General features: G+C 71.8%; 13 protein-coding genes. 7 read left to right on the forward strand and 6 right to left on the reverse strand.

Annotated features, from left to right (window positions below; all coding sequences use genetic code 11):
- Positions 1–192, forward strand: coding sequence for a DUF397 domain-containing protein (locus tag ACH47Z_RS08500; protein ID WP_399071932.1), 192 nt, complete (start codon positions 1–3; stop codon positions 190–192).
- The gene (locus ACH47Z_RS08505) at positions 185–415 is read left to right on the forward strand and encodes a DUF6210 family protein (RefSeq protein ID WP_399071934.1); all 231 of its coding nucleotides are present in this window, start codon (positions 185–187) and stop codon (positions 413–415) included. The genes ACH47Z_RS08500 and ACH47Z_RS08505 overlap by 8 nt, the downstream gene beginning before the upstream one ends.
- On the opposite strand, the gene ACH47Z_RS08510 is transcribed toward ACH47Z_RS08505, so the two are convergent.
- The 3 genes from ACH47Z_RS08510 to ACH47Z_RS08520 are packed head-to-tail and all read right to left on the reverse strand — an operon-like array spanning position 412 to position 4,590.
- A complete protein-coding gene (locus tag ACH47Z_RS08510) occupies positions 412–2,097 on the reverse strand; it encodes a thiamine pyrophosphate-binding protein (protein WP_399071936.1) in 1,686 nt (561 codons plus the stop codon). The two genes, ACH47Z_RS08505 and ACH47Z_RS08510, sit on opposite strands and share 4 nt — an antisense overlap.
- Positions 2,094–3,074 (reverse strand): agmatinase, encoded by a 981-nt coding sequence (speB, locus tag ACH47Z_RS08515; RefSeq protein WP_356312435.1) that lies wholly within the window; start codon positions 3,072–3,074, stop codon positions 2,094–2,096. Before speB ends, ACH47Z_RS08510 begins: the two co-directional genes overlap by 4 nt.
- A gap of 55 nt (positions 3,075–3,129) precedes the next feature.
- Positions 3,130–4,590: a sodium:solute symporter gene (locus tag ACH47Z_RS08520; RefSeq protein ID WP_399071938.1), complete on the reverse strand. Its 1,461-nt coding sequence runs from the start codon at positions 4,588–4,590 to the stop codon at positions 3,130–3,132.
- 134 nt (positions 4,591–4,724) lie between these two features.
- Here ACH47Z_RS08520 and ACH47Z_RS08525 point away from each other — a divergent pair, with 134 nt between their 5' ends.
- Both ACH47Z_RS08525 and ACH47Z_RS08530 read left to right on the forward strand, forming a co-directional pair.
- Positions 4,725–6,203, forward strand: a complete 1,479-nt coding sequence (locus tag ACH47Z_RS08525) for a PucR family transcriptional regulator ligand-binding domain-containing protein (RefSeq protein ID WP_399071940.1) — start codon at positions 4,725–4,727, stop codon at positions 6,201–6,203.
- Positions 6,204–6,269: 66 nt separating this feature from the next.
- Complete coding sequence (locus ACH47Z_RS08530; RefSeq protein ID WP_399071942.1) at positions 6,270–6,872, forward strand: nitroreductase family protein; 603 nt, start codon at positions 6,270–6,272, stop codon at positions 6,870–6,872.
- A gap of 59 nt (positions 6,873–6,931) precedes the next feature.
- Here the strand turns inward: ACH47Z_RS08530 and ACH47Z_RS08535 are convergent, their stop codons facing one another.
- On the reverse strand, positions 6,932–9,157 hold the full coding sequence (locus ACH47Z_RS08535) for a glycosyltransferase family 39 protein (RefSeq protein ID WP_399071944.1): 2,226 nt from the start codon (positions 9,155–9,157) through the stop codon (positions 6,932–6,934).
- A 147-nt stretch (positions 9,158–9,304) separates the two neighbouring features.
- On the opposite strand from ACH47Z_RS08535, the gene ACH47Z_RS08540 reads away from it, so the two are divergent.
- The 3 genes from ACH47Z_RS08540 (at position 9,305) to ACH47Z_RS08550 (ending at position 14,580) form a co-directional block, all read left to right on the forward strand.
- Positions 9,305–10,234 carry a serine hydrolase gene (locus tag ACH47Z_RS08540; RefSeq protein WP_399071946.1) on the forward strand — a complete coding sequence of 310 codons (930 nt, stop codon included), beginning with the start codon at positions 9,305–9,307 and terminating at the stop codon, positions 10,232–10,234.
- Between the two features lie 121 nt (positions 10,235–10,355).
- Positions 10,356–14,075 (forward strand): ABC transporter ATP-binding protein, encoded by a 3,720-nt coding sequence (locus tag ACH47Z_RS08545; protein ID WP_399071948.1) that lies wholly within the window; start codon positions 10,356–10,358, stop codon positions 14,073–14,075.
- 112 nt (positions 14,076–14,187) lie between these two features.
- Positions 14,188–14,580 (forward strand): hypothetical protein, encoded by a 393-nt coding sequence (locus tag ACH47Z_RS08550; protein ID WP_399071950.1) that lies wholly within the window; start codon positions 14,188–14,190, stop codon positions 14,578–14,580.
- A 15-nt stretch (positions 14,581–14,595) separates the two neighbouring features.
- Here ACH47Z_RS08550 and ACH47Z_RS08555 read toward each other — a convergent pair whose 3' ends face one another.
- Together ACH47Z_RS08555 and ACH47Z_RS08560 are read right to left on the reverse strand one after the other, a co-directional pair.
- Positions 14,596–15,153 carry a hypothetical protein gene (locus tag ACH47Z_RS08555; RefSeq protein WP_399071952.1) on the reverse strand — a complete coding sequence of 186 codons (558 nt, stop codon included), beginning with the start codon at positions 15,151–15,153 and terminating at the stop codon, positions 14,596–14,598.
- 115 nt (positions 15,154–15,268) lie between these two features.
- Positions 15,269–17,212, reverse strand: coding sequence for a glycoside hydrolase family 3 protein (locus ACH47Z_RS08560; RefSeq protein ID WP_399071954.1), 1,944 nt, complete (start codon positions 17,210–17,212; stop codon positions 15,269–15,271).
- Positions 17,213–17,317 lie beyond the last annotated feature (105 nt).

A 17,317-nucleotide genomic window follows, 5' to 3' on the forward strand; every position in this document is an offset into this window, starting at 1 on the left:
ATGATCACCCCCACCTCTTGGAAGAAGTCGTCCTTCTCCGGCGGAGGCGAGGGGAACGACTGCGTCGAAGTCGCCGACCTGGAGTCCCACATAGCCATCCGCGACTCCAAAGCCCCAACCCTCGGCACCCTCACCTTCCCCGCCACCGTCTTCGCCCCCTTCATCGACGCCCTGAAGAAGCCTCATGGCTGACGGCGACGAGGACGGTCGTCGGTACATCTACCTCGACCCTGACGGCACAGGAACCGGCCAAGGCTGGGTCTTCGTCATCGTCGCGGGCGAGACCGGTGTGGTGTACCAAACACAGGGCGGCGGCCACCGCTGTGTCCAGTACGCGCAGGAGGGCTATCTCATCCCCGTTTTCGGGCGGGACCTGGACCGGGAGCTGAAGGAGATCTTCGTCCACTCCGATTAACCCAGATGCGTCGGCGCGAACATCCGCAGTACCGCCGGAAGTACGACCACCGACGGGCCCGGGGCCGCCAACGCCTTCCTCAGGTCCTCCTCCAGGGTCTCCGGCGTCGTACGGACCCCGGGTACCCCGAAGGACTCCGCCAGGGCCACATAGTCCGGGCGGGTCAGTTCCGTCGCCGTCGCCTGGCCGAAAGCGTCCGTCATGTACTCGCGGAGGATGCCGTAGCCGCCGTCGTCGACGATCAGCCAGGTGACCGGGAGGTCGTACTGGCGCGCCGTGGCCAGTTCGGCGATCGAGTACAGGGCGCCGCCGTCGCCCGAGACGGCCAGGACCGGGCGGGTCGGTTCGGCGGCCGCCGCGCCGAGGGCCGCCGGGAAGCCGTAGCCGAGGCCGCCGGCGCCCTGGGCCGAGTGCATGGTGTTCGCACCCCGGGGGTCGAAGGCAGACCAGGCCCAGTACGCGAGGATCGTCATGTCCCAGAAGGAGGGCGCATCCGCGGGCAGGGCGCGGCGGACGGCGGCCAGTACCCCTTGCTCCAGGGTGAGTTCCTGCGATGCGATGCGGGACCCGACCTTCGCCAGAAGCTCGCGCACCCGACCCCGTACCGATTCGTCCGTCCGCTCCTCCACCGTCTCCAGCAGTGCCTGCAGCGCCAGTCGCGCGTCCGCGTGGATGCCCAGCGCGGGGTGGTTGGACTCCAGCTTGCCGAGGTCCGCCTCGATCTGGATCAACCGGCCCTTGGGCCTGAACGTGTGGTAGTTGGAGGAAAGTTCACCCAGGCCCGAGCCGACCACCAGCAGGACGTCCGCGTCCTCCAGGAAGTCCGTCGTATGCCTGTCCTCCAGCCAGGACTGGAGGGACAGCGGGTGCTCCCAGGGGAACGCCCCCTTGCCGCCGAAGGTCGTCACCACCGGTGCCTGAAGCTTTTCGGCCAGTTGGCGCAGCTTGCCCGACGCGTCCGACCGTACGACCCCGCCGCCCGCGATGATCGCCGGGCGGGACGCGTGCGACAGCAAGTCGGCTGCCACCGCCGTCAGTTCGATGCGCGGGACCACCTCCTCCGGCGTCGCGTCCACCGCCGTCACCACCGGCAGCGCGGTCGGGGACAGCAGTACGTCCTGCGGGATCTCCACCCACACCGGACCGTGCGGGACCGTGAGCGCCGACTTCCACGCCTCCGCGATCGCGGACGGGATCTGGGACTGCGTACGGACCGTGTGGACGGACTTGACCACGCCCCGGAAGGAGGCGGACTGGTCCGGGAGTTCGTGGAGGTAGCCGTGGCGGCCGCCGCCCAGGCCCGCCGTCGGGATCTGGCTGCTGATCGCCAGCACGGGAGCCGACGCCGCCGCCGCCTCCTGGAGAGCCGCCAACGACGTCAGGGCACCCGGGCCCGTCGAGAGCAGCAAAGGCGCCGCCTCGCCCGTGATGCGGCCGTACGCGTCCGCCGCGAAGCCCGCGTTGTTCTCCACCCGCAGGCCCACGTACCGCAGCGACGACCTGCGCAGGGCGTCGAACATGCCCAGCGCGTGCTGGCCGGGCAGGCCGAAGACCGTCGTCGCGCCCAGCCCGGCCAGCGTCTCCACGACCAGGTCTCCGCCGCTGCGGCCGGGAGGGGGATTCAGCGCGGCCGCCGTCTGCCGATCGGTCGGGCGGAGTACCAGGTCGTGGTCGTGAGTCACTTCGCTTCCGAGTCCTTCCGGGCCGCCGCGATCTGGCGGCTCATGATGGTGGTCAGTTCGTAGGCCGTGTGGGAGGCCGCGACCGACGTGATCTCCGCGTGGTCGTACGCCGGCGCCACCTCGACCACGTCCGCCGACACCAGGTTGCACGACGCCAGGCCCCGCAGGATCTCCAGCAGCTCCCGCGAGGTCATGCCGCCCGCCTCCGGCGTGCCCGTGCCGGGGGCGTGGGCCGGGTCGAGGCAGTCGATGTCGATGGAGATGTACAGCGGGCGGTCGCCGATGCGCTGGCGCAGCTGGTCGGCCACCTCGTCGGCGCCCCGGCGGTAGATGTCGGCCGACGTGACGATGCCGAAGCCCATCTTCTCGTCGTCCGTCAGGTCCTGCTTGCCGTACAGCGGGCCGCGCGTACCCACGTGGGAGAGGGCCGAGGTGTCGAGGATGCCCTCCTCCACCGCGCGCCGGAACGGGGTGCCGTGGGTGTACTCGGCGCCGAAGTACGTGTCCCACGTGTCCAGGTGGGCGTCGAAGTGCAGCAGGGCCACCGGGCCGTGCTTCTTCGCCACCGAGCGCAGGAGCGGGAGGGCGATCGTGTGGTCGCCGCCCAGGGTCATCAGCCGCGCCCCGGTCCCCAGCAGCTCGTCCGCCGCGGCCTCGATCGTCTCGACGGCCTCGTTGATGTTGAACGGGTTCACGGCGATGTCACCGCCGTCCGCCACCTGCGCCAGGGCGAAGGGGGAGGCGTCCTGTGCGGGGTTGTACGGGCGCAGCAGCCGGGACGCCTCGCGGATGGCGTTGCCACCGAAGCGGGCGCCCGGCCGGTACGAGACGCCGGAGTCGAACGGCACGCCCACCACGGCGACGTCGGCGGTGCCGACCTCGTCCAGTCGGGGCAGCCGGGCGAAGGTCGCGGGGCCGGCGTACCGCGGGATGCGGGAGGAGTCGACGGGACCGCGGGGCGTCTCGTTGCTGCTCATGGTGAAATGCCTTCTTTCCTGCGCTTCATCGCGCATGTACTGCTTTCCTACGACTCTACTGGTGAGCCGGGACCGGTTCGGACGCGAGTTCGGGGGACCGCCCGGCGAGACGCTCGCGCCAGGTGGCGAGGACCGTCTCGTCGGTGGGCCTGGTGGCCAGGGACACGGCGAGGTAGGCGACGAGGGAGGCGAGCAGGCCGTAGTAGACCGGCTCGTTGGCGAGGATGCCGTACCCCGCCATCAGGCCGATCACGGCCAGGCCGCCGACGGTCACCGAGGCCAGCGCGCCCGGTGCCGTGCCGCGCTTCCACAGCAGGCCGCCGAGGATCGGGACGAGCAGGCCGCCGACGAGAAGGTTGTACGCCACGGTCAGCGCCTCGACCACGTTGTTCAGTGCGATCGCCGTACCGATCACCGCCACGCCCATGATCAGGATGAAGGCGCGGTTGCCGCCGACCTCGTCGTGATCGTCGGACGACCGCCCGGTGATCCCCCGCAGCCGCGACCAGATGTCGTTGTTGGCGACCGTCGCGCAGGCGATCAGGGCGCCGGAGGACGTCGACATCACGGCGGCCAGGGCGGCGGCCAGCACCAACCCGCGGACGCCGACGGGGAGTTCGTCCTTGACGATGGTGGCGAAGGCGTCGTCGGGGCTGCCCAGCCTGGGGTAGAGCACCTTGGCGGCCGTACCGATCACCGCGCCGGCGAGGGCGTAGGCAAGACAGTAGGTTCCGGCCACCGTGCCGCCCCACCTGGCGGTCCTGTCGCCGCGGGCGGTGAACACGCGCTGCCAGATGTCCTGGCCGATCAGCATGCCGAACGTGTAGATCAGGACGTAGGTGAAGATCGTCTCGCCGCCGATGCCCAGCGGGTCGAAGTACGAGGTCGGCAGCTTGGCCTTCATCTCGCTGAAGCCGCCCGCCTTGACCACGGCGATCGGCAGGAGCAGGAGCAGCACGCCGATGGTCTTCACCACGAACTGGACCATGTCCGTCAGGGTGATCGACCACATGCCGCCGAGGGTGGAGTAGGCGACGACGATCGAGCCGCCGATGACGATCGCGAGGGTCCGGTTCATGTCGAACAGGACGTCGAAGATCGTGGCGTAGGCGATCGTCGAGGTGACGGCCAGCATCAGGGTGTACGCCCACATGACCACGCCCGAGATCAGGCCGGCCCGGCCGCCGTAGCGCAGGTCGAGCATCTCGGAGACGGTGTAGACCTTCAGGCGGGCGATGCGGGCGGAGAAGAAGACCGAGAGGGCGAGGAGCCCGAGGCCGATGGTGAAGACCATCCAGGCGCCCGACAGCCCGTACTGGTATCCCAGCCCCACGCCACCGATGGTGGACGCGCCGCCGAGGACGATCGCCGCCATGGTGCCGGAGTACATGGCGGGCCCGAGGCGGCGGCCCGCCACCAGGAACTCGCTCTTCGACCTGGCGCGGCGCATGCCCCACCAGCCCATGCCGAGCATGGCGGTGAGATAGACGACGATCACGGTGTAGTCGACGGCCATGGGGCCCTCCTCCACTCGAAGTCGTACTGGGGATCGCCGGCGGGTGATGTGCATCGACACTAGGTGGCCGGAAAGCGACTGCGAAGTGTACGTTTCATCCATACGAACGGGGTGGGGTGGAGGAAACGCACATCATGCCGGAGACCGTGACCCCAGCCGTCCCACCGACCCCACCGGTACCGCTCTCGGCGCTGCTGGCCCGCGAGGACCTGGCGCTGAGGCAGATCGCGGGCCCGGCGGATCCGTCGATCGTGATCCACTGGGCACACACTTCGGAGATGGCCGACCCGTACCCCTACCTGCTGGGCGGCGAGCTGCTGCTCACGGCCGGGGTGCACGTCCCGGAGGCGGCGGGCTCGGGGACGTACTTCGACGACTACGTCTCCCGGATCGTCGCGGCGGGCGGCGCGGCCCTCGGCTTCGGTCTGGCGCCGGTCCACGACACGGTCCCGCGCGCCCTGGTCGCCGCGTGCGAGCGCTACGGCCTCCCGCTCCTGGAGGTCCCCCCGCAGACCACGTTCTCCGGCGTGGCCCGCGCGGTGTGGCAGCTGATGGCGCAGGCCCGGCTGGCCGAGCTGCGCCGTGTCACCGAGGCCCAGCAGAGCCTCGCCTCTGCCGCCGCCCGCCCCGACCCGGTCCCCTCGGTCCTGCGCCAGCTGGCCCAGCGCCTGTCCGGCCGCGCGGTGCTCTACGGGCCCGACGGCACGGAGGTCGCCTCGGCGGGCCGGGAGCCGGGGGCGGGGGTGCGACAGGCGCTGACGGACCTGGCGGGGGTGGTACGACCCGGAGGTACCGGGACCCCGGGCCCCACGTCCGCCACGGACACCCTCGGCGACACACACCTCGCCGCGTATGCCCTGGGGGCCGGTGAAGGGTTCGTCCTCGCGGTGGCGAGCGCACGGCGCGAACCCGGGGACCACACCATCGCCTCCGTGGCCTCCGTCCTGCTGTCACTGCTGACCGGGGAGCATCAGAGCGGGGCCGGGGCGGCCCGCTCCTCGGCGCTGGTACGGCTCCTGTTCGGCTCGGCGCCGGAGGAGGTCGCGCCGCTGCTCGGGGAGGGCGGCTGGGTCGTCGTGCACGCCCGGCCCGAGGCGCAGCTCCCGGACGCCGTCGCCGCCTCCGCCCTCGGCGCGGCGCTGGGCTCGCCATTGGTCGACCTCGGGCGTGAGGTCGTACGGGTGCTGGTGCCGGGCGCGCGGGAGCCGGAGCCGCAGCCGGGCTGGACGCTCGGGGTGAGTGCCGCCGTGGAGCCGCGTGAGTGGCCGGCCGCCGACACCCAGGCCGCCCGCGCCCTGACCCGCGCCCGCGCCACCCGCACCCCACTCGTCCGGCACGGCGCCCGGCCGGGACTGGCGGACCTGGTGCCACCCACGGACGCCGAGGCCCACGCCCGCACCCTGCTCGCCCCGCTCGCCGCTCGGCCCGAACTCACCGAGACCCTACGCAACTGGCTCTCGCTGCACGGTAGTTGGGACCGCACGGCGGTGGCCCTGGACGTGCACCGCAACACCGTACGGCAACGCATCGCCCGCTGCGCGGCCCTGCTGGACACCGACCTGGACGACCCGGACGTCCGCATGGAGTTGTGGTTCGCGCTGCGGCACAGCTGAAGCGCATGACCTGGCGTACGGCCTTCCATGGCACGCCAGTTGACGCCCATGGCAGGATCTCACGCCATGGAATTCGCCGAGGTGGTCCGTCGCAGGCGCATGGTCCGGCACTACTCCGACAAACCGATGTCCCCGGAGGTGATCGAGCGGATCCTCGGGTCCGCTCTGCGGGCGCCTTCGGCCGGGTTCTCGCAAGGGTGGGCGTTCCTCGCGCTGACCGATCCCGCCGACCGGGCCCGCTTCTGGCCGTTCGTGCCCACCAGGGTCGAGAACACGCCGACCATGCAGGACGCGCCGCTGGTCGTGGTGCCGCTGGCGCACAAGGCGGCCTACCTGGAGCGCTACGCCGAACCCGACAAGGGGTGGGAGGACCGGGCCGAGGCCCGCTGGCCCGCGCCGTACTGGTACATCGACACCGGCATGGCCGCGCTCCTCATGCTGCTGACCGCCGTCGACGAAGGTCTCGGGGCCTGCTTCTTCGGCATCATGCCCGAGCATCTGCAGCCCTTCCGCGCCGAGTTCGGAGTACCCGACGAGTACGCACCCATCGGCGGGATCACGGTCGGCTACCGCGCCGACGACCTGCCCCCGCAGAGCGCCCGGATCGCGGAGCGCCGGCGCGGCGCGGAGGAGGTCGTCCATCGCGGGCACTGGGGCCGGCACGACTGACGGGTTGCTGCCGTTGCCACGACGGCCCCCGAGTGGTCGGGGGCCGTCGGGCTGTCGCGTCAGCTCACGTCCGACGGATCCAGGCGGTAGATCGTCGACTGGCTGGTCTGCGACGACGCCTTGCCGGACGAGGTGGAGGAAGCCGAGGAGCTCACGGTCTTGCTGTACGCGCTCTCCTTCACCAGCGTCCCGTGCTTCTTCACCCAGGCCGTGACCTCGGAGGACACGCTGTTGTTGTCGCCGCCGGGGCCGCCGCCCATCATGCCGCCGCCGAGCTGGATGTAGTGCAGCCGGCCCTTCTTGACCAGTTCCTCGAGCTTGGCGACGGTCATCCCCTTGTCGGTGCCGGTGAAGCCCCACATGGAGATGACGGGGACCTTGGCGCTCAGCTCGATCTGGGCCGCGCTCTGCGAGTTGGAGACCGCGAGCAGCCAGGTGGCGCCGTCCTGGTGCTTCTTGAGGTAGGCGATGAGGTCGCTGTTCGCGCCGCCCATGCCGCCGCCGCCCATGCCGCCGCCACCCATACGGCCGCCCATGCGCCCCGACTCGCCGTTCGCGGCACCGTTGCCACCCGGCGTCGTACCGCCCGGCGCGCCCTGGCCGCTGGGGAGTTCACCCTTGCCCGTGCCGCCGCCCGGGAAGCCACCGGCCTGCCGGCCACCGCCGCCCGGCATCTCCCCGCCCGAGCCACCCCCAGGCATGCCGCCCGCCTCCGCGTTCCGGCCGCCGCCCGGGAAACCGCCCCGGCCGCCGCCCCCGCCAGGACCGCCCATGCCGCCGCCCGTCGACGGACCGGCCGTCGGGTTCACCCCGCTCATGCCACCGCCCGAACCGGACGGCACCGACCAGGCGTACGCCGCCGGGCCCGCGACCGCGGCCACGACCGCCGCTGCCACGGAGGCCGCGAACAGCCGGACGCGAGCCCCGGAGCGGAAGACGAACAGGCCCACGATCGCCGCCGCCATCACGACACCCACGACCGGCCACAGCCAGGTGTTCCAGCCGGAGGCCCGGCGCAGCAGCACGATCGCCCAGACGGCCGTGACCGCCAGACCGACCGGCAGCACCCACATCCACCGCTTGTCGGTGCGGAACGCGCGCAGCAGCATCACGCCGCCGCCTCCGCACAGCGCCGCGATCCCGGGGGCGAGGGCGGTCGTGTAGTACGGGTGCATCGTGCCCTCGGCGGTCGCGAAGGTGACGTAGTGCAGGACCGTCCAGCCGCCCCAGAGGATGAGCGCGGCCCGGGTGAGGTCGGTGCGCGGGGCGCGGCCGCACAGGATCAGGCCGGCGACCAACGCCACCGCCGAGAAGGGGATCAGCCAGGAGATCTGGCCGCCGAGGATGGCGTTGAACATCCGGCCGAGGCCCGCGGAGCCGGAGAAGCCGCCTCCGCCGCCCCCGCCACCGCCGCCGTTGCCCTCGCCGCCGAAGATCCGGCCGAGGCCGTTGTAGCCCGTGATCAGGTTCCAGGCGGTGCCGTCCGTCGAACCGCCGATGTACGGCCGCTCGGAGGCGGGGACGAGGGACACGGCGATCGCCCACCAGAAGCTGGAGACCGCCAGGGCCACGCCCGCGATCAGCAGGTTCACGATCCGCTTCAGCGGCGTCGGCCGGGCCGCGAGCAGATAGACCGCGAAGACCGCGGGCAGCGCGATGTAGCCCGCCAGCATCTTGGTGTTGAAGGCGAGGCCGAAGCAGACCGCCGAGCCGAGCAGCGGCAGCAGCCTGCCGTTGCGCGTGGCGCGCAGGGCGAGCGCCGCGCCGCCGACCATCAGCAGGACGAGGATCGTGTCGGGGTTGTTGTCCCGGTTGATGGCGACCGTGATCGGGGTCAGCGCGAGGACCAGCGCGGCCACGGCCGCCGCCGCGTGCCCGAACGTCCGCTTCACGGAGGAGTGCAGGATCCAGATCGCGCCGAGCCCGGCCGCGACCTCCGGCAGCATCATCTGCCAGGTGCCGAAGCCGAAGATCCGGCACGACAGGCTCATGACCATGTCGGCGAACGGCGGTTTGTCGACGGTGAGGAAGTTCCCGGCGTCGAGCGAACCGAAGAACCAGGCCTTCCAGTTCTGCGTGCCGCTGTAGATGGCCGCGCTGTAGAAGCTGTTGAGGCTGGAGCCGGACAGGTTCCAGGTGTACAGCACGGCGGCCAGCAGCAGGACCGCGAGCAGCGCGGGCAACGACCAGCGGGGCGCGGGCTCCGGCGGTACGGCGGCGTCCGGCGACGGCGGACCGGAGGCCGAGGTCGTCGTGTGGGGGCGGGGATCGGTGGCAGAGGTCACCACTGCACCATGCAGACCGGCGATGGGTACGCGCTGTGCCGCACCTGGGCGGAAGCTGTGGGTCGGTGAAAGCGGGGTATGGCCTCGAACTCCCTTGGTAAGAACAGATGTGCAACCATTCGGCCGTCCCCGCGAGTCAACTGGGGTATGAATCACCGGACATGGAGACGTACCAGCGCACTCGCCGCTGCCCTGCTCATACCGGTGGTGACCGCCGTCACCGCCGTATCCACCGCCACCCCGGCCGCCGCCGTCACGCCCGCCGTCAGCTGTACGTCCGCCAAGGCGGGCCTCGCGGCCAAGCTGCAGAAGGACATCACCGCCGCCCTGGCGGGCCGTAAGAGCACGGTCGCCCTCGGGCTGTACGACCGCAGCACCAGCACCACCTGCACGCTGCGTGCCACCAGCGCCTACGACTCGGCCAGCACCGTCAAGGTCACCGTGCTCGCCACGCTGCTGTGGGACGCCAAGAAGCACAACCGGTATCTGACGAGCACCGAGCAGTCGCTCGCCAAGGCCATGATCACCCAGTCGGACAACACCGCGACCAGCAAGCTGTGGAAGCAGCTGGGCATGACGAAGATCAAGGGCTTCCTGTCCGCCGCCGGGATGACGAAGACCGTGCCGGGCACGGGCGGCTACTGGGGTCTGACGCAGGAGAACGTGACCGACGAGCAGAAGCTGCTCAAGCTCGTCACCGCCAGGAACAGCGTGCTGAGCGACAACTCCCGCGCCTACATCCTGAAGCTGATGGGCCAGGTCATCCCCTCGCAGCGCTGGGGCACCCCGGCCGGCGCCCCGTCCACCGTCTCCGTGCACGTCAAGAACGGCTGGCTGCAGCGCTCGACGCACGGCTGGCGGGTGCACAGCCTCGGCACCTTCAACGGGGCCGGTCACGACTACATGATCTCGGTGCTGACCCAGGACAACAGCACCATGGACTACGGCGTCACGACCATCCAGAACGTGGCCAAGGCCATCCACAAGGACCTCGTGCCGACCACGACGACCACCAAGGTCTACGTCCCGACGAGCCGGCCGAGCGAGGCCTTCGTCGCCGTACCGCCGCAGGGCTGAGGCACGGCACACGGCATACGGCCGGACCCCGCGGAGCGTTTTGTTGCAGCGGGATGAAATCCGCCCCCGCCGGCGTTGGTGCCTTCCGGAAGAGCAGGTCAGGCGAACGGAAGGCACCGGCGTGGCAGCGCAACGGGGATGGGCGAAACGACTGGCGGGGTACGCCTGGCGCTACCCCAAGGACGTGATCCTGGCCCTCGGCTCGTCCCTCGCCGGCATGGCCGTGCTGGCCGTCGTCCCGTTGTTCACCAAGGTGATCATCGACGACGTGATCGGGAACCACACCCGTTCCATGGCCCCCTGGGCCGGCGCCCTGATCGCCGCCGCCGTCCTCGTCTACGCCCTCACCTACGTCCGCCGCTACTACGGCGGCCGCCTCGCCCTCGACGTCCAGCACGACCTGCGGACGGAGATGTACGAGACCATCACCCGGCTCGACGGGCGGCGCCAGGACGAGCTGTCCACGGGGCAGGTGGTCGGCCGGGCCACCAGTGACCTCCAGCTGATCCAGGGGCTTCTTTTCATGCTCCCGATGACCCTGGGCAACGTCCTGCTCTTCCTGATCTCCCTGGTGATCATGGCGTGGCTGTCGCTGCCGCTGACCCTGGTCGCCCTCGCGGTCGCGCCCGCGCTCGGCTGGATCGCCAAGCGCAGCCGCAGCAAGCTGCACCCCGCCACCTGGTACGCCCAGGCCCAGGGCGCCGCCGTCGCGGGCGTGGTCGACGGTGCCGTGAGCGGCGTCCGCGTGGTGAAGGGCTTCGGGCAGGAGGACCAGGAGACCGGGAAACTGAGGGAGGTCGGGCGGCGGCTCTTCGCGGGGCGGCTGCGCACCATCCGGCTGAACAGCACGTTCACCCCCGCCCTCCAGGCCGTCCCCGCCCTCGGCCAGGTCGCCATGCTGGCCCTCGGCGGCTGGCTGGCCGTGCGCGGGCACATCACGCTCGGCACCTTCGTCGCCTTCTCCTCCTATCTCGCTCAGCTGGTCGGCCCGGTCCGCATGCTCGCGATGGTCCTCACCGTCGCCCAGCAGGCCCGCGCCGGCACCGAGCGCGTGCTGGAGCTGATCGACACCGAGCCGACCCTTCGCGAAGGCACCAAGACCCTTCCCGCCGACGCGCCCGCGACCGTCGAGTTCGACGACGTGTCCTTCGGCTACGACAGCGGAGCCAAGGTCCTCGACGGGCTGACCTTCGAGATCCGGCCCGGTGAGACCCTCGCCGTCGTCGGCACCTCCGGCTCCGGCAAGTCCACCCTCTCCCTGCTCCTGCCGCGTTTCTACGACGTCACCCACGGCGCCGTCCTGATCGGCGGCCACGACGTCCGCGAGCTGACCCTGGACAGCCTGCGGGCCGCCATCGGGCTCGTCCCCGAGGATTCGTTCCTCTTCTCGGACACCGTCCGCGCCAACATCGCCTACGGCCGCCCCGACGCGACCGACGAGGAGATCCGCGCGGCCGCCCGCGCCGCCCAGGCGGACCGTTTCATCGCGGAGCTTCCCGAGGGCTACGACACCAAGGTCGGCGAGCAGGGCCTGACCCTCTCCGGCGGCCAGCGCCAGCGCGTCGCGCTCGCCCGCGCCCTGCTCACGGACCCCCGCCTGCTGGTCCTGGACGACGCCACCTCAGCTGTGGACGCCCGGGTCGAGCACGAGATCCACGAGGCGCTGAAGCACGTCATGGAGGGGCGGACCACCCTCCTCATCGCCCACCGCCGCTCCACCCTCAACCTCGCCGACCGCATCGCCGTCCTCGACGGCGGCCGGCTCGCCGACCTCGGCACCCACGACGAACTCCAGGAGCGGTCCGCCCTCTACCGCCGGCTGCTCACCGACCCCGACGAGCTGGGCGGGGTCTCCCCGGGCCGCGCCGAGCCCGCCGTACCGGCCGAGGACACGTCCGTACGCGAGGAGCTGGACGCCGAGTTCGACGCCGAGCGGGGCGTCACCCCACGGCTGTGGACCGGCGACCGGGAGCCGAAGGACCTGGCCCTGTCCGGCACTCCCGCCACGCCCGAACTCCTCGCCCTGGTCGAGGCGCTGCCCCCGGCCACCGACACCCCGGACGTCGACGAGGCCCGGGCGGTCCGGCGTGAGGACTCCTACGGGCTGCGCCGCCTGCTGCGCGGCTTCGGCGCGCCCCTGCTGATCAGCCTGGGGCTGGTCGCCGTGGACGCGGGCGCGGGGCTGCTGCTGCCGGTGCTGATCCGGCACGGCATCGACCAGGGTGTGACGAGGACGGCCCTCGGCGCCGTATGGGCGGCGTCCCTGCTGGGTCTGCTGACGGTGCTCGTCCAGTGGGCCGCGCAGATCGGCGAGACCCGGATGACCGGCCGTACCGGCGAACGCGTCCTGTACACGCTCCGGCTGAAGATCTTCGCCCAGCTCCAGCGGCTCGGCCTCGACTACTACGAGCGCGAGCTGACCGGCCGGATCATGACCCGGATGACGACGGACGTCGACGCCCTGTCCACGTTCCTGCAGACCGGTCTGGTCACGGCGTTCGTCTCGGTCGTCACCTTCTTCGGCATCATGGGCGTCCTGCTGGTGATCGACGTCCAGCTCGCGCTCGTCGTCTTCGTGACCCTGCCCCCGCTGATCGTCGCGACGGTCTTCTTCCGCCGGGCGAGCGTGAAGGCGTACGAACTCGCCCGCGAGCGCGTGTCGGTGGTGAACGCGGACCTCCAGGAGTCGGTCGCCGGGCTGCGGATCGTGCAGGCCTTCCGGCGCGAGCGGGACGGCGGTGCGCGGTTCACCGGGCGCAGTGACGGCTACCGCCAGGCCCGTGTCCGCGGTCAGTGGCTGATCTCCGTCTACTTCCCCTTCGTGCAGCTGCTGTCCTCGGTCGCCTCGGCGTCCGTGCTGATCGTGGGCGCGCACCGGGTGGAGGCGGCCACGCTGACCACGGGCGCGCTGGTCGCCTACCTCCTCTACATCGACCTGTTCTTCGCGCCCGTCCAGCAGCTGTCCCAGGTCTTCGACGGCTACCAGCAGGCCACGGTCTCCCTCGGCCGCATCCAGGAGCTGCTGCGCGAGCCGACGTCCACGAGGTCGGCGGACGAGCCCCTCGACGTCCTGTCCCTGCGCGGCGACATCGCCTTCGAGAACGTGCACTTCGCGTACGGCGCCGAGGAGGAGGCGCTGACCGGCATCGACCTGACGATCCCCGCCGGGCAGACGGTGGCCTTCGTCGGCGAGACGGGAGCCGGCAAGTCCACCCTGGTCAAGCTGGTCGCGCGGTTCTACGACCCCACCGTCGGCCGGGTCACCGCCGACGGCACGGACCTGCGCGCCCTCGACATCACCTCGTACCGGCACCGGCTCGGGGTGGTCCCGCAGGAGGCGTACCTCTTCCAGGGCACCGTCCGCGACGCCATCGCCTACGGCCGCCCCGACGCGAGCGACGCCGAGGTGGAGGCGGCGGCGCGCGCGGTCGGCGCGCACGAGATGATCGCCGGGCTGGAGGGCGGCTACCTCCACGAGGTCGCCGAGCGCGGCCGCAATCTCTCCGCCGGTCAGCGCCAGCTGATCGCACTCGCCCGCGCCGAACTGGTCGACCCCGACATCCTGCTCCTGGACGAGGCCACGGCCGCCCTGGACCTGGCCACCGAGGCCCAGGTCAACCAGGCCACCGACCGCCTGGCGGGCCGTCGTACGACACTGGTGGTGGCCCACCGCCTGACCACGGCGGCCCGCGCGGACCGGGTGGTGGTGATGGACCACGGCCGGGTCGCGGAGGACGGCACCCACGACGAACTCCTCGCCCTCGGCGGCCGGTACGCCGAGCTGTGGCGGACCTTCGTGGGCGGTGCCGAACCGGAGGAGCCGGTATCGGCGGCCCGCTGAGGCGTTCCGCTGACGGTCGTGCAACCATCCAACACACTCGTGCGTCCGTACATCAGTGCGGCCGTCGGGGGAGGGCCGCCGCCATACGGGGAGCGGTACGGGGAGGACAACTGTGGACAGTGGTGGGATACGCCGGCGTCTGGCGCTCGGTGCGGCCGTGCTGGCGGCGTCGGGGGCGCTCGCGTTCGTGGCGTCCGGCACCGCGCAGGCGGACGCGGGGAACAGCTGCGCCGGGCGCGAGGTGCGGACTCTGCCTTTCGATACGGGTGTCACACACATCTACAACAGCAACGGCTACATCTGCGCCATGACCGTCGCCAGACGCGCCGGCACCGCCCAGTCGATGTCCGTCAGCGTTCAGGCGCGCGGCAACCGCCCGGTCGTCGACCAGGGCACCTACAGATATCAGGCGGGCCCCGTCACCGTGCACGCCGGCCACCGCTGCGTGTGGATCAAGGGCTCGGTGGGGCGGGGGTCGGTCAGCTCGGGCTGGATCCTGTGCTGAGCCCGCGCTGAGGGGTCACAGCCGCCGGGCGCAGCCCACCGGCTTGCTCCCGCCCAGCTGGACGTACAACGCCGTCGACGCGGGGCACTCCGCCCGCGTCGCGGCCGCCCCGGTGATCCGGTACTGCGGCCGGTGCGCGCCCGAGCCGTCGCACGGGGTCTCGCGGACCTGGCCCGCGCCGGAGGCGTACACGCAGTCGCCCGGGATCGTGCGCGGGCCGCCTCCGCCGCCGGGGTCGCCGGGGTGCGGGGGCTCCAGGTCGCGCATGCAGGCGTAGCCCTGGGTGCCGATGTGCAGCACGAAGTCGGTGGTCGCCGGGCACAGGGGGCCGTCGGCGGCCGCGCCGTCGTAGCGGGCGACGACCCTGGCCGCCGCCCGCTCGCTCGTGCAGGACACCTCGGTGAAGTCGGTCGTGCCGAAGGAGCTGCACATGCCGACCGCGAGGAACTCGGCGCCGTATCCGCCGCCCGTGGGGCGGGCGTCGCCCACAGGGGTGCCCGCCGAGCCCCGGCAGCCGGTCAGCAGAGCGGCCAGCAGCAGGCACGCGAGCCCTACGGCACCTGTCCCACGCATCGCCACCCCCCCGGACACACCCCCGCCCAGCGTGACCCCGGGCGCCGGCGCCACGCCAGCCGGTTCGGGGGTTTTCCGGTGTTCGATGGTGGTACGCCCGGTGTGTGGCGTACGCCTAGTACGTCAGCCCGTGCCCGATCGGGTACAGCACCTGCGCCGGATCGTCCGCCCGCTGCACCGGCACCGGCAGCTTCCCGCGCGGCGACACGCGCCCGGCGATCACCCGGGCCGCTGCCCGCACTTCGACGTCGGTCCAGCCGTACGACGCCAAGCAGGCCTTGACGAAGGGAAGTTGAGCCACGTCGTAGGGGTTGCGGATGGCGAGCGCCGCCAACGGCCTGCCGGTGGCGAGCAGTTGCTCCACCAGGGTCCGCTGGGCGCTGCCTGCCGTCACGTTGTACGTCGCCACGACGACCGCGTCCGCGTCCCGCGCCGCCGTGACCGCCTGGGCGACGGTCGCGGCGGAGGGCGAGGTCCCGGTGGACAAGGGCGTGGCGGTGAAGCCCAGTTCGGTCAGGGCGGCGGCCAGGACGCCGGTGGGCGGGCCGGTGGTGCCGGAGGGGGAGGCCGGGTCCGCGCCGACGACCAGGATCCGGCGCTCGGTGCGGGGCGTGAAGGGTAGGGTGCGGTCCTCGTTGACCAGGAGGGTCGTCGTCCGCTCGGCGACGCGGTCGGCGGCGGCCAGGTGCGCCGTGGTGCCCACCGTGCGCCGCACGGCCGCCCGGGTGGTGTACGGCTGGTCGAAGAGGCCGAGCCGGGACTTCAGCCGCAGGATGCGCAGGATCGATGCGTCCAGGCGGGACTCGGTCAGCTCGCCGTCCTGGACGGCCTTCAGCACGGCGTGCCAGGCGACGTCGATCGACGGTGGGTTGAGCAGCTGGTCCACCCCGGCCTTCAGGGCGAGCACCGGCACCCGGTCGTCGCCGTACTTGGTGCGCACGCCCTCCATGCCGAGGGAGTCGGTGATGACGACGCCGTCGTAGCCGAGTTCGCCGCGCAGGATGCCGGTCAGGATCGGATGGGAGAGGGTGGCCGGGTCGCTGGAGTCGTCCAGGGCCGGGAACTGGATGTGCGCGGTCATGATCGAGTCGATGCCGGCGGCGATCGCGGCCCGGAACGGCACGGCGTCCAGCTTCTCCCACAGGTCCCGGCTGTGGGTGATGACCGGGAAGCCGGTGTGGCTGTCGGTGGCGGTGTCGCCGTGGCCCGGGAAGTGCTTGGCGGTCGCCGCGACGCGGGACGCCTGGTAGCCCTTCACCTCGGCGGCGACCAGCCCCGCCACCGCCTCCGGGTCGGCGCCGAACGACCGTACGCCGATGACGGGATTGGCCGGGTTGACGTTGACGTCGGCGTCGGGGGAGTAGTCCTGGTTGACGCCCATCGCGCGCAGTTCGGCGCCGGAGATCCGGCCGAGAGTCCGGGCATCGGACCGGGAGCTGCCCGCGCCCAGGGCCATCGCGCCCGGGAAGAGGGTGGCGGGCTTGCCGATCCGGCAGACGGCGCCGTGCTCCTGGTCGGTGGCGATCAGCACCGGCAGACCGCGTGGCTGGCCCAGGGAGGCCTTCTGGATGCCGTCGGACAGGTCCGCGATCTGCTGCGGGTCACGGGTGTTGTGGGCCCAGGAGAAGTAGATGATCCCGCCGATCCGGTACGTCGCGATCAGCTCGGCGGCGGTGCGGACGCCGAGCTCCTTGAGGTTGGCGTCGATGTCGGCCTGGTCGGGGGCGGTGGCGGAGTGCCCGTAGACCCGCATCACGAAGAGCTGGCCGACCTTCTCCTCCAGCGTCATGCGGGAGATCAGGGCGCGCAGCAGGCGGTCGTCGGGGGGAGCGGCGGGGGTGGTGGCGTGGGCGGCGGCGGTCGGTACGGTCAGCGCGGCGGTGAGGCCCGCGCCGGTGGCGAGGACGGTGCGTCTGGAGGGTCTGCTGGGGTCGGACACGTGCGCTCCTTCCAGAGGGGAACCGCTGAAGGAAACTTCCGAGGGGTCACCAATATCCGGGAAGTTTCTTTCCGTCAAGGGAGTGCACAGTAACCGGGAGAGGGGTCGCCATCGGCGCATTGAGGGGGGCACGCCGATGGCGACGGGCTGTCGGCCGGATGCGGCGGAGAGGGAGAGTCGGCGCCCGCTGCCAGGCGTGCAGGCCGACACCGCACCACGGGGACT

Origin of the sequence: Streptomyces sp. NPDC020192 (assembly GCF_044388685.1) — a bacterium.
Taxonomy (GTDB): Bacteria; Actinomycetota; Actinomycetes; order Streptomycetales; family Streptomycetaceae; genus Streptomyces.

Coding starts and splice junctions, on each gene's coding strand:
- ACH47Z_RS08500 (WP_399071932.1), top strand. CDS start 1: ATGATCACCCCCACCTCTTGGAAGAAGTCGTCCTTCTCCGGCGGAGGC.
- ACH47Z_RS08505 (WP_399071934.1), top strand. CDS start 185: ATGGCTGACGGCGACGAGGACGGTCGTCGGTACATCTACCTCGACCCT.
- speB (WP_356312435.1), bottom strand. CDS start 3,074: ATGAGCAGCAACGAGACGCCCCGCGGTCCCGTCGACTCCTCCCGCATC.
- ACH47Z_RS08520 (WP_399071938.1), bottom strand. CDS start 4,590: ATGGCCGTCGACTACACCGTGATCGTCGTCTATCTCACCGCCATGCTC.
- ACH47Z_RS08525 (WP_399071940.1), top strand. CDS start 4,725: ATGCCGGAGACCGTGACCCCAGCCGTCCCACCGACCCCACCGGTACCG.
- ACH47Z_RS08530 (WP_399071942.1), top strand. CDS start 6,270: ATGGAATTCGCCGAGGTGGTCCGTCGCAGGCGCATGGTCCGGCACTAC.
- ACH47Z_RS08540 (WP_399071946.1), top strand. CDS start 9,305: ATGAATCACCGGACATGGAGACGTACCAGCGCACTCGCCGCTGCCCTG.
- ACH47Z_RS08555 (WP_399071952.1), bottom strand. CDS start 15,153: ATGCGTGGGACAGGTGCCGTAGGGCTCGCGTGCCTGCTGCTGGCCGCT.
- ACH47Z_RS08560 (WP_399071954.1), bottom strand. CDS start 17,212: ATGCGCCGATGGCGACCCCTCTCCCGGTTACTGTGCACTCCCTTGACG.